This is a genomic window from Mycobacterium sp. M26, from assembly GCF_001494595.1.
Taxonomy (GTDB): Bacteria; Actinomycetota; Actinomycetes; order Mycobacteriales; family Mycobacteriaceae; genus Mycobacterium.
In genome coordinates, this window is the sequence record NZ_LN929908.1 from 2564159 (window position 1) to 2579148 (window position 14990).

The window sequence follows — 14990 nt, forward strand, 5'->3', positions numbered from 1 at the left end:
GCAGCCTCGGGCGCCGATGCGCCGGCAGTTAGAGTGCTGTGGTGGCAGCCCGCCAACACTCCCTGAGCACCTCGATCGCCCGTCTGCACGGCGACGAACGGACTGTTGCGCCGCCACTGAATGCCGCCGAAGCACGGGCGATGCGCCGTACCCGGCTGTTCGGGGCCACCGGAACGGTCCTGATGGGAATCGGCGCGCTCGGCGCCGGCGCCCGGCCGGTCGTCCAAGACCCCACTTTCGGGGTGCGGCTGCTGAACCTGCCGTCGCGCATCCAGACCGTGTCGCTGACCATGACCACCACCGGCGCGGTGATGATGGCGCTCGCCTGGCTGATGCTGGGCCGCTTCACCCTGGGACCGCGGCGGATGTCGCGCAGCCAGCTCGACCACACGCTGCTGCTGTGGATGGTGCCGCTGCTGATCGCGCCGCCGATGTACTCCAAGGACGTGTACTCCTACCTGGCGCAGAGCCAGATCTCCCGGATCGGGCTCAACCCGTACAAGGTCGGGCCCGCCCCCGGCCTGGGCCTCGACCACGTCTTCACGCTGTCGGTGCCCAGCCTGTGGCGCGAAACCCCGGCGCCCTACGGGCCGCTGTTCCTGTGGATCGGCCGCGGCATCTCCGCCCTGACCGGCGAGGACATCGTCGCCGCGGTGCTCAGTCACCGCCTGGTGGTCCTCTTCGGCGTCAGCCTCATCGTCTGGGCGGTCCCGCGGCTGGCCCGCCGGTGTGGGGTCGCCGAGGTCAGCGCGCTGTGGCTGGGAGCGGCCAACCCGCTGCTGCTGATGCACCTGGTCGCCGGGATCCACAACGAAGCCCTGATGCTCGGCCTGATGCTGACCGGCACCGAGTTCGCATTGCGCGGCATCGACTCGGCCCGTTCGCTGCTGCCCAGGCCGGTGCACTGGCCGCGCGGGCGGGAGCAGTGGGCGGCCTGGGTGCCGCTACTCATGCTCATCACCGGCGCTGTCCTGATCACCATGTCGTCGCAGGTCAAGTTGCCCAGCTTGCTGGCGCTCGGCTTCGTGGCGATGGCACTGGCCCATCGCTGGGGCGCCACTATCAAGGCCTTCCTGCTGGCGAGCACCTTCATGCTGAGCATCTCGCTGGTGGTGATGGCGATCATCGGCTGGGCCAGCGGTCTGGGCTTCGGCTGGATCTTCACCCTGGGTACCGCGAATGTGGTGCGCAGCTGGATGTCCCCGCCGACGCTGCTGGCGTTGGGCACCGGTCAGGTCGGCATTCTGCTCGGTCTGGGCGACCACACCACCGCGGTGCTGTCGCTGACCCGCGCCATGGGTGTGTTGATCATCACCATCACCGTCACCTGGCTGCTGCTCGCCGTCCTGCGCGGGCGACTGCACCCGGTCGGCGGCCTCGGCGTCGCGCTGGGCGCGACGGTGTTGCTGTTCCCCGTCGTGCAGCCGTGGTACCTGCTGTGGGCGATCATCCCGCTGGCGGCGTGGGCCACCCGCCCCGGTTTCCGCATCGCCACCATCGCCGTGACCTTGATCGTCGGCATCTTCGGGCCCACCGCCAACGGGGATCGCTTCGCCCTGTTCCAGATCGTCGACGCGACCGTCGCCAGCACCGTCATCGTGCTGCTGCTGATCGCGCTCACGCTCAACCGGCTGCCCTGGCGCACCGTGCCCGGGACCACCGAGACGTTCAGCGGTCAGGACCCCGATCCGCCGTCGTCCGACCCGCCGACCCAACCGCCCACGCCGCGTCCGGCGCCGGACGCCTACGCTGAGTCTCCGTGAGTTCCGGCTCCGAAATCCCCGTGCAGTTGCGCGGGGTCACCAAACGCTATGGGTCGACGACGGCTGTCTCGAACCTCGATCTCGACGTGCACGCCGCCGAGGTGCTGGCCCTGCTGGGCCCCAACGGCGCGGGCAAGACCACCACGGTCGAGATGTGCGAGGGCTTCGTCAAGCCGGACGAGGGCACGATCTCGGTGCTCGGCCTGGACCCGGTGGCCGACAACGCGCGGGTCCGTGAGCGGGTGGGCGTGATGCTGCAGGGCGGCGGCGGTTACCCCGCCGCCAAGGCCGGCGAGATGCTCAAGCTGGTCGCCTCCTACGCCGCCGACCCGCTGGACCCGGCCTGGCTGCTGGACACCCTCGGGCTCACCGATGCCGCTCGCACCACCTACCGCCGGCTGTCCGGCGGCCAGCAGCAGCGGCTGGCGCTGGCCTGCGCGCTGGTCGGCAGGCCGGAGTTGGTGTTTCTCGACGAGCCGACCGCCGGCATGGATGCCCACGCCCGGCTGGTGGTGTGGGAGCTGATCGACGCCTTGCGCCGCGACGGGGTCACGGTGGTGCTGACGACCCACCAGCTCAAGGAGGCCGAGGAACTGGCCGACCGGATCGTCATCATCGACCACGGCTCGTCGGTGGCCGCCGGAACCCCTGCGGACCTGATGCGTGACGGTGCCGAGGGTCAGCTGCGGTTCACCGCGCCGCGCCGCCTGGACCTCTCGCTGTTGGTCTCCGCGCTGCCGGAGAACTACGTCGCCTCCGAGGTCTCGCCCGGCGAGTACCTGGTTGAGGGCGATATCGATCCCCAGGTCCTGGCGACCGTGACCGCCTGGTGTGCCCGGCTCAACGTGCTGGCCACCGACGTGCGGGTCGAGCAGCGCAGCCTCGAGGACGTGTTCCTCGACCTGACCGGCAAGGAGCTGCGGCCATGACAGAGCTCTTCCCGGCCGGCACCTTCCGTCCGGATCCGCGGCCGAACACCGTGCCGAAGATGCTGGCCGCCCAGTACGGCCTCGAACTGAAGTTGTTGCTACGCAACGGCGAACAGCTGCTGCTGACCATGTTCATCCCGATCACGCTGCTGATCGGCCTCACGCTTTTGCCGCTGGGCTCGTTCGGCGACAACCGAGTAGCCGTCTTCGTGCCGATGATCATGGCGCTCGCGGTGATCTCGACGGCGTTCACCGGGCAGGCCATCGCGGTGGCGTTCGACCGGCGCTACGGCGCGCTCAAACGCCTGGGCGCCACTGCTCTGCCGGTGTGGGGCATCATCGCCGGCAAAGCACTGGCCGTCGTCACGGTGGTGTTCCTGCAGGCGCTGTTACTCGGCGGGATCGGCCTGGCCCTGGGCTGGCGTCCGGCGCCGGTGGGCCTGCTGCTCGGGGCGGTCATCATCGCGCTGGGCACCGCCGGGTTCGCCGCGATGGGCCTGCTGCTCGGCGGGACGCTGCGCGCCGAGATCGTGCTGGCGGTGGCCAACCTGCTGTGGTTCGTCTTCGCCGGGCTGGGTGCGCTGACGCTGGAGACCGCGGCCATCCCCCGCGCGGTGGCGTGGGTGGCGCGCCTGACGCCATCGGGCGCCCTGACCGAGGCGCTGACCCAGGCGATGTCGCTGTCGGTGGACTGGTTCGGCATCGCGGTGCTCGCAGCCTGGGGCGCGGTGTCGGCCCTGGCGGCGCTGCGCTGGTTCCGCTTCACCTGAGCACAGCCCTACTACGGTCCGTAGTTCGCCGTCCTCTACGATCGGGCCGTGCGGTTATTCCTGCGGTTGGTGGACCTTCTTCCGCTGCCCAGCCTGCGCACCCAGCGCATCATCGCCGCCGCCGTCCTACTCACCCAGGCCGGTATCGCGGTCACCGGCGCGATCGTGCGCGTCACCGCCTCCGGCCTCGGCTGCCCCACCTGGCCGCAGTGCTTCCCGGGGAGCTTCACCCCGCAACCGCATCCCGAGGTACCCGGCATCCATCAGGCCGTGGAGTTCGGCAATCGGATGATCACGTTCCTGGTGGTGATCACCGCGATCCTGGCCGTGTTGGCCGTCACCCGCGCCCGGCGGCGCCGCGAGGTGCTGATCTACGCCTGGCTGATGCCGGCGTCGACGGTGCTGCAAGCCGTCATCGGCGGGATCACGGTGCTGACCGGTCTGCTGTGGTGGACCGTCGCGATCCACATGCTGGCCTCGATGCTGATGGTCTGGCTGGCAACCCTGCTGTACGTGAAGATCGGTGAACCCGACGACGGCATCCCGACCGCCCTGGTGCCGAAACCGTTGCGCCACTTGACCGTTCTGAGCGCACTGGCCCTGTCGGCGACGCTGATCACCGGGACCACCGTCACCGGGGCCGGGCCGCACGCCGGCGACAAGAGCCCGCAACGGGTGGTGCCCCGCCTTGAGGTCGAGATCATCACGCTGGTGCACGCGCACTCGACGTTCCTGTTCATCTACCTGTCGCTGCTGATCGGGCTGGGGGCGGGCCTGTTCGCCGTGTACGCCCCGCGGCTGATCATGCGTCGCCTGGCTGTACTCGTCGCTCTGGTGATCGCCCAGGGTCTGCTCGGCGCGATCCAGTTCTTCTCCGGGGTGCCGGCCGCGCTGGTGGCCCTGCACGTTGCCGGTGCGGCGGCCTGCACCGCGGCCACCGCGGCGCTATGGGCGTCGATGCGACAGCGGACCGAGCCCAAGACGCTCCAAAGCTGACTCCACGCAGACCGCGAACGCCCGCTGCTGCAATGCCCTGGCCTCCTCGCCGAGTTGGCGCCAGCCCAGCGACGGCTCGATCAGTTCCAGTTCGAGCAGCAGAGGTGCGTCCGGGCCGCCGATGAGATCGACGCGGGCGTACAGCAGTTCCGCCCTGGCGATACCCAGGTGCGCAGCGGCGGCGTCAAGCGCGGCATATCCGACATCCCACATGGCGAAGTCGGGGTCAGCGCCGGTCAGCGACTCCTCGGCGAAAGTGCCCGACTCGTCGAGGTCGGGCAGCTTGCCCTCGGGCGGCAGCATCGGGCCCTTGGTGAAGGCGTGGGACTGTTCGCCGCCCAGAAACACCAGTGCGGTCTCACCGGCCTCCACACGGGCGTCGTAGGGCTGCACCAGCGCGGTGCGGCCACTGTCCTGCAGGGCGGCGGCGTGGGCGCGAGCGGCGGCCCGGTCGGTGAAGCGGCGGGTGTCGATGGAGCCGGCGCCGATCGCGGGTTTGACCACGACCTCACCCTTGGGCAGCCGCACCTTCTGCCCGGGTTCGAAGAAGTAGGACGGCAGCGTCGGCACACCGGCGGCAGCCAGGTCGTCGAGGTAGTGCTTGTCGCTGTTCCAGGCGACCACCGCCGGAGCGTTCAACAGGTTGCGCACCCGGGTGGTCCAGGCCAGGAACTCGTCGCGGCGCTCGGCGTAGTCCCAGGTGGCACGCAGGATGACGAGGTCAGCCGTCTCGGTCTGCGGGTCGTCCCACGACAGCCAGTGGGCATGCAGGCCGCGGGTGCGCAGCGCCTCGAGGACGCCGTCGTCGTCGCCGTCGCCCTCGACCAACTGGGGGCATCCGGCCAGCACGATCTTGGGGTGGAACAGATCTGGACGTGCCAGCGACACGGGCGACTTCACACCGGGGATGATAGTGACATGCACGCAATCGAAGTCGCCCAGACAGGCGGTCCCGAGGTCCTGAGCTACGTCGAGAAGGACAAGCCCTCCCCCGGACCCGGCGAGGTGCTGATCCAGGCCGACGCCATCGGGGTGAACTACATCGACACCTACTTCCGGTCCGGGCAATACCCGCGTCCGGTGCCGTTCATTCTGGGCAGCGAGGTGTGCGGGACGGTGGCCGCGGTGGGCGACGAGGTCGCTGCGATCGCGCCGGGTGATCGGGTGGTCACTGCGAACGCCGCGGGCGCGTACGCCGAATTCTGCACGGCCCCAGCTGATTTCGTGGCCTACGTGCCGGATGCGGTGCAATCCGACGCGGTCGCCTCAGCGCTGCTGAAGGGGATGACGGCGCACTACCTGATCAAGTCGGTGTATGAGGTGCAGCCCCGCGACACGGTGCTGGTGCATGCCGGTGCCGGCGGGGTGGGCCTGATCCTCACGCAGTGGGCCACCAGCCTGGGGGCCCGGGTGATCACCACCGCGTCGACTCCGGAGAAGGCCGAGCTGTCGCGGCAAGCCGGCGCCGTCGAGGTGCTCGACTACCCCGAGGACCCGGCCGAGTTCGCCGCCGCGATCCGTGAGCTCACCGGCGGGCACGGGGTGGCCGCGGTGTACGACGGCGTCGGCAAGTCGACGTTCGACGCGAGCCTGGCCAGCCTCGCGGTGCGCGGCACGCTGGCCTTGTTCGGCGCGTCCAGCGGACCGGTGCCGCCGGTGGACCCGCAGCGGCTCAACGCCGCCGGTTCGGTGTACCTGACCCGGCCGAACCTGGCCCACTTCACCCGCACACCCGACGAGTTCGCGTGGCGGGCCGGCGAGCTGCTCGACGCGATCGCCGACGGCTCGATCACGATCACCGTCGGCGGGCACTACCCGCTGGCCGAGGCCGAGCAGGCCCATCGCGATCTGCAGGGCCGCAAGACCACGGGATCGATCGTCCTGCTGCCCTAGGAGAAGAGCGTGGGCAAGTTCAGCGCAGAGTCGACGGCCAGGGCCACGAAGACCAGCGCCAGGTAGTTGTTCGACTGCAGGAACAGCCGCAGCGGCTTGACCGACTCGCCGCGGCGCACCCCGGCGTGCAGACGGTGCGCCATCACCAGGAACCAGGCCCCGGCCAGGGCGGCCACCGAGGCGTACAACCAGCCGGTCGCCGGAATGAGCGCCAGGGTGGCGACCACGGTGAGCCAGGTATAGATGACGACCTGCCGGGTGACCTGGAGTTCGGTCGCCACCACGGGAAGCATCGGCACCCCGGCGGCGGCGTAGTCGTCCTTGTACTTCATCGCCAGCGCCCAGGTGTGCGGCGGAGTCCAGAAGAAGATGATGGCGAACATCACCAGCGCCTGCCAGCCGATCGTGCCGGTCACCGCCGACCAGCCGATCATCACCGGCATGCAGCCGGCCGCGCCGCCCCAGACCACGTTCTGCGAGGTCCGGCGCTTGAGCAGCAGCGTGTAGACCAGGACGTAGAACGCGATGGTCGCGGCGGCCAGATGCGCCGAGAGCATGTTGGTGGTCCACCACAGCCAGAAGAAGGACGCCACCGACAGCGCCAGACCGAAGACCAGCGCGTGGCTGCGGGGCACGGTGGCCCGGGCCAGCGGCCGGCGCTCGGTGCGCTTCATCACCTTGTCGATATCGGCGTCGGCCACGCAGTTCAGCGCGTTGGCGCCGGCCGCGGCCAGCATGCCGCCGAACAGGGTGTTGGCGATCAGCAGCGGATCAACGGTGCCCCGCGCCGCCAGCAGCATGGCCGGGATGGTGGTGACCAGAAGCAGTTCGATGACGCGCGGTTTGGTCAGTGCGAGGTAGCCCAGAAGTCTGTCGCGGAACCGGACCGGCGCCCCTTCGACGAGGTGCACTTCGCGAACTCTCACGCAACTGACTCCTGACAACTGGCGGCTACGCCAACGATCTACTACAGGCGATGGTAGACCGCGGCACCCCCGCGCCGGAACTCAAGGGGCAATTCACGGCGATTTCACCTCGATGAGAGAGTCGGAGGCGTAATTCTTCCCCTGCTGGTAACGCTGCAGGCAGCACTGTGCAGCGATCCCCCATCCGGCACTAGGGTAAGAGAAGGCCCCAGCTTGCCCGCCGACCTGACGCCAGGAGTGAGTTAGTGACCACGCTCGAACAGATTTCCGCCCTGACCGAACCGCACCACCCCGACGACTGGACCGAGGTCGACTCGCGTTCCGTCGACACGGTTCGCGTCCTGGCCGCCGACGCGGTGCAGAAGGTCGGCAACGGCCACCCCGGCACCGCGATGAGCCTGGCGCCGCTGGCGTACACGCTGTTCCAGCGGGTGATGCGTCATGACCCCAGCGATACCCACTGGCTGGGCCGCGACCGCTTCGTGCTGTCCTGTGGGCACAGCAGCCTGACCCTGTACCTGCAGCTGTACCTGGGCGGCTTCGGTCTGGAGCTTTCCGATATCGAGTCGCTGCGGACCTGGGGGTCCAAGACCCCGGGCCACCCGGAATTCCGGCACACCAAGGGCGTGGAGATCACCACCGGCCCGCTGGGCCAGGGCCTGGCCTCGGCGGTCGGGATGGCGATGGCGTCGCGCTACGAGCGCGGCCTGTTCGACCCGGACGCCCCCGCGGGCACCAGCCCGTTCGATCACTTCATCTATGTGATCGCCTCCGACGGTGACATCGAAGAGGGTGTCACCAGTGAGGCCTCGTCGCTCGCCGGCACCCAGCAGCTGGGCAACCTCATCGTGTTCTACGACAAGAACCACATCTCGATCGAGCACGACACCGACATCGCGCTCTCGGAGAACGTCGCCGACCGGTACCGCGCCTATGGCTGGCACGTGCAGGAGGTCGAGGGCGGCGAAAACGTGGTCGGTATTGAGAAGGCCATCGAAGAGGCCAAGAAGGTCACCGACAAGCCGTCGTTCATTTCGGTGCGCACCATCATCGGCTATCCCTCCCCGACGAAGATGAACACCGGCGGGGTGCACGGCTCGGCCCTGGGCGCCGACGAGGTGGCGGCCACCAAGAAGGTGCTGGGCTTCGATCCGGACAAGACCTTTGAGGTCTCCGACGAGGTGATCGGTCATACCCGCAAGCTCGTCGACCGGGGGCGCGAGGCGCACCAGAAGTGGCAGGGCGAGTTCGATGCCTGGGCCGAGCGTGAGCCGGAGCGCAAGGCGCTGCTGGACCGCCTGCTTGCCCAGGAGCTGCCCGAAGGCTGGGACGCGGACCTCACCTACTGGGAGCCGGGCTCCAAGGCCATCGCGACCCGCGCCGCCTTCGGCCAGGTGCTCAACGACGTCGCACCGAAGCTGCCCGAATTGTGGGGCGGCTCGGCTGATCTCGCCGGCAGCAACAACACCACGATCAACGGCGTGAAATCGTTTGGGCCGCCGAGCATCTCCACCGACGACTTCACCGCCGACTGGTACGGACGCGTTCTGCACTTCGGGATCCGTGAGCACGCGATGGGCTCGATCCTGTCCGGCATCGTGCTGCACGGACCGACCCGGGCCTTCGGCGGCACCTTCCTGCAGTTCGCCGATTACATGCGACCGGCAGTCCGGCTGGCCGCGCTGATGGACATCGACACGATCTACATCTGGACGCACGATTCGATCGGCCTCGGCGAGGACGGTCCGACGCACCAGCCCATCGAGCACCTGGCGGCGCTGCGGGCCATCCCCCGGCTCGCCGTGGTTCGCCCGGGCGACCCGAACGAGACGGCTTATGCGTGGCGCAGCATCATCGCCCGTGGAAACGGCAGTGGCCCGGTTGGTTTCATCCTCACCCGGCAGGGCATCCCTGTTCTGGAGGGCACCAGCAGCGAGGGGGTGGCCAGGGGCGGTTACGTCCTGGGCGGAGGAAACCCGGCCGATGACGCCGACGTGATCATCATCGCCACCGGCTCTGAACTCCAACTTGCGGTAGAGGCGCAAAAGCTGCTGGCCGACAAGGATATTCGCGCCTATGTCGTGTCGATGCCCTGCGTCGAGTGGTTCGAGGCACAGCCGCAGGAGTACCGGGACAGCGTGCTGCCGCCGGATGTGTCGGCCCGCGTCGCGGTGGAGGCCGGTATCGCCCAGAGTTGGTACAAGTACGTCGGTGACACCGGCGAGATCATCTCCATCGAGCACTACGGCGAATCCGCCGACGACAAGACGCTGTTCCGCGAATTCGGCTTCACCCCAGAGGCTGTCGCCGCGGCTGCTGAACGCGCTATCGACAACTGATCGACGACTGCAGACAAGGAACCCGCCATGGCACAGAATCCCCATCTCGCGGCGCTGGCCGCCGCGGGCGTCTCCGTCTGGCTCGACGACCTGTCCCGGGACCGGTTGAAGTCGGGCAACCTCCAGGAGCTGATCGACACCAAGAGTGTGGTGGGTGTGACCACCAACCCGTCGATCTTCCAGGCAGCCCTGTCCAAGGGCACCGCCTACGACGCCCAGGTCGCCGAGCTCGCCGAGCGCGGGGCCGACGTGGACGCCACCATCCGCACCGTCACCACCGATGACGTGCGCGCCGCGTGTGACGTGCTGCGTCCGCAGTGGGAGGCCTCTAACGGGGTGGACGGCCGGGTCTCGATCGAGGTGGATCCGCGGCTGGCCCACGACACCGACAAGACCGTGCTGCAGGCCATCGAGCTGTGGAAGATCGTCGATCGGCCCAACCTGCTCATCAAGATCCCGGCCACCGAGGCGGGCCTGCCCGCTATCACCGCCGTTCTGGCTGAGGGTATTTCGGTCAACGTCACGCTGATCTTCTCGGTGGAGCGCCACCGCGCGGTGATGGACGCCTACCTGGCCGGCCTGGAGGCCGCCCAGCAGGCCGGCCACGATCTCAACACCATCCACTCGGTCGCGTCGTTCTTCGTCTCCCGGGTGGACACCGAGATCGATGCCCGGCTGGAGAAGATCGGCACGCCCGAAGCGCTGGCGCTGCGTGGCAAGGCCGGGGTGGCCAACGCCCGGTTGGCCTACGCGGCCTACGAGGAGGTTTTCGTCGGCGGCAAGCGTTTCGAGCCGCTGGCCGAGGCGGGCGCCTGGGTGCAGCGACCGCTATGGGCTTCGACCGGCGTCAAGAACCCGGACTACTCCGACACGCTGTACGTCACCGAACTGGTGGCGCCCAACACGGTGAACACCATGCCGGAGAAGACAATTGACGCCGTCGCCGATCACGGCGTGGTCACCGGTGACACGATCACCGGAACCGCCGCGGAGTCGCAGGAGGTGTTCGACAAGCTCGAGGCCATCGGTATCGATCTGCGCGACGTGTTCCTGGTCCTCGAGAACGAGGGCGTGGACAAGTTCGAGAAGTCGTGGCAAGAACTGCTCGACGCAACACAGGGCCAGCTCGACGCCGCCAAATGAGCGGCAGCCAGCAGCCCGTGCCCGGGGTGGTCGCACCCGCCCCGGCGGGTTGGCATAACCCGCTGCGCGACAAGCGCGACAAGCGGATGCCCCGGATCGCCGGGCCGTGCGGTGTCGTCATCTTCGGTGTCACGGGTGACCTGGCCCGCAAGAAGTTGATGCCGGCGATCTACGACCTGGCCAACCGGGGGCTGTTGCCGCCGTCGTTCTCTCTGGTCGGGTTCGCCCGACGGGATTGGGCTGATGAGGATTTCGGGAAGATCGTCTACGACGCGGTCAAGGAACACGCCCGCACCCCGTTCCGCCAGGAGGTCTGGGACCGGCTGGCCGAAGGTATCCGGTTCGTCTGCGGCACCTTCGATGACGAGGGGGCTTTCGCCCGGCTGTCGGAGACGCTGGAGAAGCTCGACATCGAGCGCGGCACCGGCGGCAATCACGCCTTCTACCTGTCGATCCCACCGAAGGCGTTCCCTCAGGTGTGCGAGCAGCTGAAGAAGTCCGGCCTGGCCCGCCAGCAGGAGGGCCGCTGGAGCCGGGTGGTGATCGAGAAGCCGTTCGGCCATGACCTTGACAGTGCGATCGAGCTGAACTCGTTGGTCAACAGCGTCTTTCCCGAGGAGTCGGTGTTCCGCATCGACCACTACCTCGGCAAGGAGACGGTGCAGAACATTCTGGCGCTGCGCTTTGCCAACGAACTCTACGAGCCGATCTGGAACAGCCACTACGTCGACAGCGTGCAGATCACCATGGCCGAGGACATCGGCCTGGGCGGCCGGGGCGGCTACTACGACGGTATCGGTGCAGCCCGCGACGTGATTCAGAACCACCTGCTGCAGCTGCTGGCACTGACGGCGATGGAAGAGCCGGTGAGCTTCCACCCCAGCGAGGTTCGGGCCGAGAAGATCAAGGTGCTCTCGGCGACATCGCTGACGCAGCCGCTGGATCTGACCACCTCACGCGGCCAGTACACGGCCGGCTGGCAAGGCGGCGAGAAGGTGGTGGGCCTGCTCGACGAAGAGGACTTCTCCAAGGACTCCACCACCGAGACCTTCGCGGCGATCACCCTTGAGGTGGACACCCGGCGCTGGGCCGGGGTGCCGTTCTATCTGCGCACCGGAAAACGGTTGGGCCGCAGGGTCACCGAGATCGCACTGGTGTTCAAGCGGGCACCGCATCTGCCGTTCGATGCGACGATGACCGAGGAGTTGGGGCAGAACGCCCTGGTGATCCGCGTGCAGCCCGACGAGGGCATCACGCTGCGGTTCGGTTCGAAGGTGCCGGGCACCGCGATGGAAGTGCGTGACGTGAACATGGACTTCTCCTACGGGTCGGCGTTTGCCGAGGATTCCCCGGAGGCTTACGAACGGTTGATCCTGGACGTGCTGCTGGGCGAGCCGTCGCTGTTCCCCGGTAACGCCGAGGTCGAATTATCCTGGGAGATACTGGATCCCGTGCTCGACTATTGGGCGTCGCATGGCAAGCCCGACCCGTATGAGTCGGGCACCTGGGGGCCGGAGTCGGCGTTCGAGATGCTGCAGCGCACCGGTCGGGAATGGAGGCGGCCGTGATAGTCGATCTGCCCGCCACCACCACCAATGACCTCAACAAGCGGATCACCTCGCTGCGCGAGGAAGGCGGTGCGATCACCCTCGGCCGGGTCCTGACCCTGGTGATCGCCCCGGACAGCCTCGATCTGGTCGAGGACGCCATCGACGCCGCCACCGCAGCCAGCCGCGAGCACCCCTGTCGGATCATCGTCGTGGTTCCCGACGACCGGCTGGCCGCCGAGCCGCGACTCGACGGCCAGTTGCGAGTCGGCGGGGACGCCGGCGCCGGCGAAGTCGTGGTGCTCAAGATCTCCGGCCCGCTGGCGAACCATGCCAGCAGTGTGGTGCTGCCCTTCCTGCTGCCCGACACCCCGGTGGTGGCCTGGTGGCCCGGCGCCGCCCCGGCGGTACCCGCTCAGGACCCGTTGGGCTGCTTGGCAATTCGCCGGATCACCGACGCCACCGGTGCGGCCGATCCATTGGCGTCGATCAAGGGCAGGCTCGCCGGATACACCAACGGTGACACCGACCTTGCGTGGAGTCGGATCACCTACTGGCGTGCGCTGCTGGCCTCGGCGCTGGACCAGCCGCCGTATGAGCCGGTGACCTCGGCCCTGGTGTCCGGCCTGAAGGACGAACCGGCGCTGGACATCCTGGCCGGCTGGCTGGCCAGCCGCATCGACGGCACGGTCACCCGCGCCACCGGCGAGTTGAAGGTCGAACTCGTGCGGCCCACCGAAACGGTGACGCTGAGCCGGCCGCAGGACGGGGTAACCGCCACCCTGACCCGCACCGCCAGGCCCGACGCCCTGCTGCCCCTGCCGCGCCGCGAGACCCGTGACTGTCTGGCCGAGGATCTGCGCCGCCTCGACCCCGATGAGATCTATCGCGAGGCGTTGGCCGGAATCGACAAGGTGACCTACGCGTGAGGGGTTCCACACTGCCATGACCCGAATCGTCGAAACCTATCCCGACACCGCCGCCCTGGTCGCGGCCGCCGGCGACCGGTTGGTCGCCGCGATCCGCGGCGCCATCGCCGCCCGCGGGAAGGCGCTGATCGTGCTGACCGGCGGAGGCACCGGCATCGGCTTGCTCAAGCATGTGGGCGCCCACGACGAGGGCATCGACTGGTCGAAGGTTCACCTGTTCTGGGGTGACGAACGGTTCGTGCCCGCCGACGACGATGAGCGCAACGCCAAGCAGGCGTATGAGGTGCTGATCGACCACATCGCGATCCCCGCAGCCAATGTTCATCCCATGGCTGCCAGCGACGGCGAGTTCGGTGACGACCTGCAGGCGGCCGCGGCGGCGTACCAGGACGTGCTGGCCGCCAATGCCGAACCCGGCGAGCCCGCACCGGATTTCGACGTCCACCTGCTCGGGATGGGCGGCGAGGGGCATATCAACTCGCTGTTCCCGCACTCCCCCGCGACGCTGGAAACCGAGCGTCTGGTGGTGGGTGTAGAGGATTCGCCGAAGCCGCCGCCGCGCCGCATCACGCTGACGCTGCCTGCGGTGCAGCGGTCCCGCGAGGTGTGGCTGGTGGTCTCCGGGGAGGCCAAGGCCGACGCGGTAGCCGACGCGATCGGCGGGGCATCCCCGGCGGACATTCCGTCAGGCGGCGCGATCGGGCGCGAGGCCACGGTGTGGCTTCTCGACACCACGGCGGCGAGCAAGCTGCCACACTGAGCCCCATGGCTGACAAGACGCCGCCGCGCAGCGGCCGCGACCGGATCAAGACGCTCGCGCAGGCTGCGCTGAACGCCGACGTGACCGTCGACCAGCTCGACACCATCCTCGAGGGGATGAGCGAGGCCCTCACCGATCTGAACAAGACGATGAGCGGAATGAACGGCACCATGGAGTACTTCGAGGAGACGCTGGGCGTCTTCAACTCCACGCTGACCAGGATCGATGAGTTGGCGCCCAGGCTCACTGCTGTCGTCGAGCGGATGGAGCGGATCGTCGAGCGCGTCGAGCGGATCGTCGGGATCAGTGAGGCCGTGATGTCGCCGCTGGCGGCGACCGAATCGGCGGTGCGCGGAGTGGTCAACGCCGTGCGGCGCGCCACCACCGACCGCTAGCTGGGCTGCTTCTCGGGCAGCAGGCGACGGATGCGATGGTGCTGCGCGAAACGGGCGATCGCGTCGTCGGCGGCGTCGGCGGCGGCTTCGGTGGCGTCATGGGCGACCCGAACGAGGTGGGTCGCGCCGAACAGATAGGTCGCCAATTCCGGCACGTGGGCAAATTCGTCGCGGACCTTGCGCAGGTAACTACCCGACACGCTGACGGCGCTGACACGCGCCGGCAGGTCCGCACCGTGGAACGCGTGATAGTCGACGCCGAGCGGCAGCCCGACGGCGGCTGATTCCGTCTGGGCCGTGCAATGCCTGGCCCCCGCGACCGCGGCCGCGTTGATCCCGAAGCAATCCAGCATGGATTCGGCCAGAGCGCGGGCCGATGCGTGTGGTGCGGCGACGAACAACACGTGAGTCACGGTCAATGAGCCTCCGGGTAGCGGAACGACGCCCAGCCGGCAATACCGGTGGACGGTGAATGATGTCACAACTCCGAGCAGGACAATACCCAAATATTGCCAAGGATGTGCGTCATGAAAAATGTTGCGACTCAGGCGAACAGCGCCTGAGGTAACCGTGACACCCGGATGGCGAACGCTGGCAAAC

The 14990-nt window shown here is 68.4% G+C and carries 14 protein-coding genes; 11 read left to right on the forward strand and 3 right to left on the reverse strand.

The genetic code is table 11. From position 1 onward, the window contains the following. Positions 1–41 precede the first annotated feature (41 nt). Genes mptB through BN3385_RS21595 form a run of 4 tightly spaced genes read left to right on the forward strand, consistent with a single transcriptional unit; the run spans position 42 to position 4458 of the window. Positions 42–1763, forward strand: coding sequence for a polyprenol phosphomannose-dependent alpha 1,6 mannosyltransferase MptB (gene mptB, locus BN3385_RS21580; RefSeq protein WP_059022282.1), 1722 nt, complete (start codon positions 42–44; stop codon positions 1761–1763). After that, on the forward strand, positions 1760–2692 hold the full coding sequence (locus BN3385_RS21585; RefSeq protein WP_059019856.1) for an ABC transporter ATP-binding protein: 933 nt from the start codon (positions 1760–1762) through the stop codon (positions 2690–2692). Before mptB ends, BN3385_RS21585 begins: the two co-directional genes overlap by 4 nt. After that, positions 2689–3462, forward strand: a complete 774-nt coding sequence (locus BN3385_RS21590) for an ABC transporter permease (protein WP_059019861.1) — start codon at positions 2689–2691, stop codon at positions 3460–3462. The genes BN3385_RS21585 and BN3385_RS21590 overlap by 4 nt, the downstream gene beginning before the upstream one ends. 48 nt (positions 3463–3510) lie before the next feature. Beyond that, positions 3511–4458, forward strand: coding sequence for a COX15/CtaA family protein (locus tag BN3385_RS21595; protein WP_059019867.1), 948 nt, complete (start codon positions 3511–3513; stop codon positions 4456–4458). Here BN3385_RS21595 and BN3385_RS21600 read toward each other — a convergent pair. Then, positions 4408–5346 carry an ATP-grasp domain-containing protein gene (locus tag BN3385_RS21600; RefSeq protein ID WP_059022284.1) on the reverse strand — a complete coding sequence of 313 codons (939 nt, stop codon included), beginning with the start codon at positions 5344–5346 and terminating at the stop codon, positions 4408–4410. The two genes, BN3385_RS21595 and BN3385_RS21600, sit on opposite strands and share 51 nt — an antisense overlap. Before the next feature lie 30 nt (positions 5347–5376). On the opposite strand from BN3385_RS21600, the gene BN3385_RS21605 reads away from it, so the two are divergent. After that, complete coding sequence (locus tag BN3385_RS21605; RefSeq protein ID WP_059019868.1) at positions 5377–6351, forward strand: quinone oxidoreductase family protein; 975 nt, start codon at positions 5377–5379, stop codon at positions 6349–6351. Here BN3385_RS21605 and BN3385_RS21610 read toward each other — a convergent pair. Beyond that, on the reverse strand, positions 6348–7277 hold the full coding sequence (locus BN3385_RS21610; RefSeq protein ID WP_059019869.1) for a heme o synthase: 930 nt from the start codon (positions 7275–7277) through the stop codon (positions 6348–6350). The genes BN3385_RS21605 and BN3385_RS21610 overlap by 4 nt on opposite strands. Positions 7278–7522: 245 nt before the next feature. Between BN3385_RS21610 and tkt the strand changes: the two genes are divergently transcribed. Genes tkt through BN3385_RS21640 form a run of 6 tightly spaced genes read left to right on the forward strand, consistent with a single transcriptional unit; the run spans position 7523 to position 14390 of the window. After that, positions 7523–9616 carry a transketolase gene (gene tkt, locus BN3385_RS21615; protein ID WP_059019870.1) on the forward strand — a complete coding sequence of 698 codons (2094 nt, stop codon included), beginning with the start codon at positions 7523–7525 and terminating at the stop codon, positions 9614–9616. Positions 9617–9643: 27 nt separating this feature from the next. Continuing rightward, positions 9644–10759, forward strand: a complete 1116-nt coding sequence (gene tal, locus BN3385_RS21620) for a transaldolase (protein WP_059019872.1) — start codon at positions 9644–9646, stop codon at positions 10757–10759. Beyond that, positions 10756–12327, forward strand: coding sequence for a glucose-6-phosphate dehydrogenase (gene zwf / locus BN3385_RS21625; RefSeq protein WP_059019873.1), 1572 nt, complete (start codon positions 10756–10758; stop codon positions 12325–12327). The genes tal and zwf overlap by 4 nt, the downstream gene beginning before the upstream one ends. Further along, entirely contained in the window at positions 12324–13235 is a 912-nt protein-coding gene (gene opcA, locus BN3385_RS21630) for a glucose-6-phosphate dehydrogenase assembly protein OpcA (protein WP_059022286.1), read from the forward strand. Before zwf ends, opcA begins: the two co-directional genes overlap by 4 nt. Before the next feature lie 16 nt (positions 13236–13251). Next, the gene (gene pgl, locus BN3385_RS21635; protein ID WP_059019874.1) at positions 13252–13995 is read left to right on the forward strand and encodes a 6-phosphogluconolactonase; all 744 of its coding nucleotides are present in this window, start codon (positions 13252–13254) and stop codon (positions 13993–13995) included. 5 nt (positions 13996–14000) lie between these two features. Further along, a complete protein-coding gene (locus BN3385_RS21640) occupies positions 14001–14390 on the forward strand; it encodes a hypothetical protein (protein ID WP_059019876.1) in 390 nt (129 codons plus the stop codon). On the opposite strand, the gene BN3385_RS21645 is transcribed toward BN3385_RS21640, so the two are convergent. Continuing rightward, entirely contained in the window at positions 14387–14794 is a 408-nt protein-coding gene (locus BN3385_RS21645; protein ID WP_059019878.1) for a hypothetical protein, read from the reverse strand. The two genes, BN3385_RS21640 and BN3385_RS21645, sit on opposite strands and share 4 nt — an antisense overlap. Between the last annotated feature and the right edge of the window lie 196 nt (positions 14795–14990).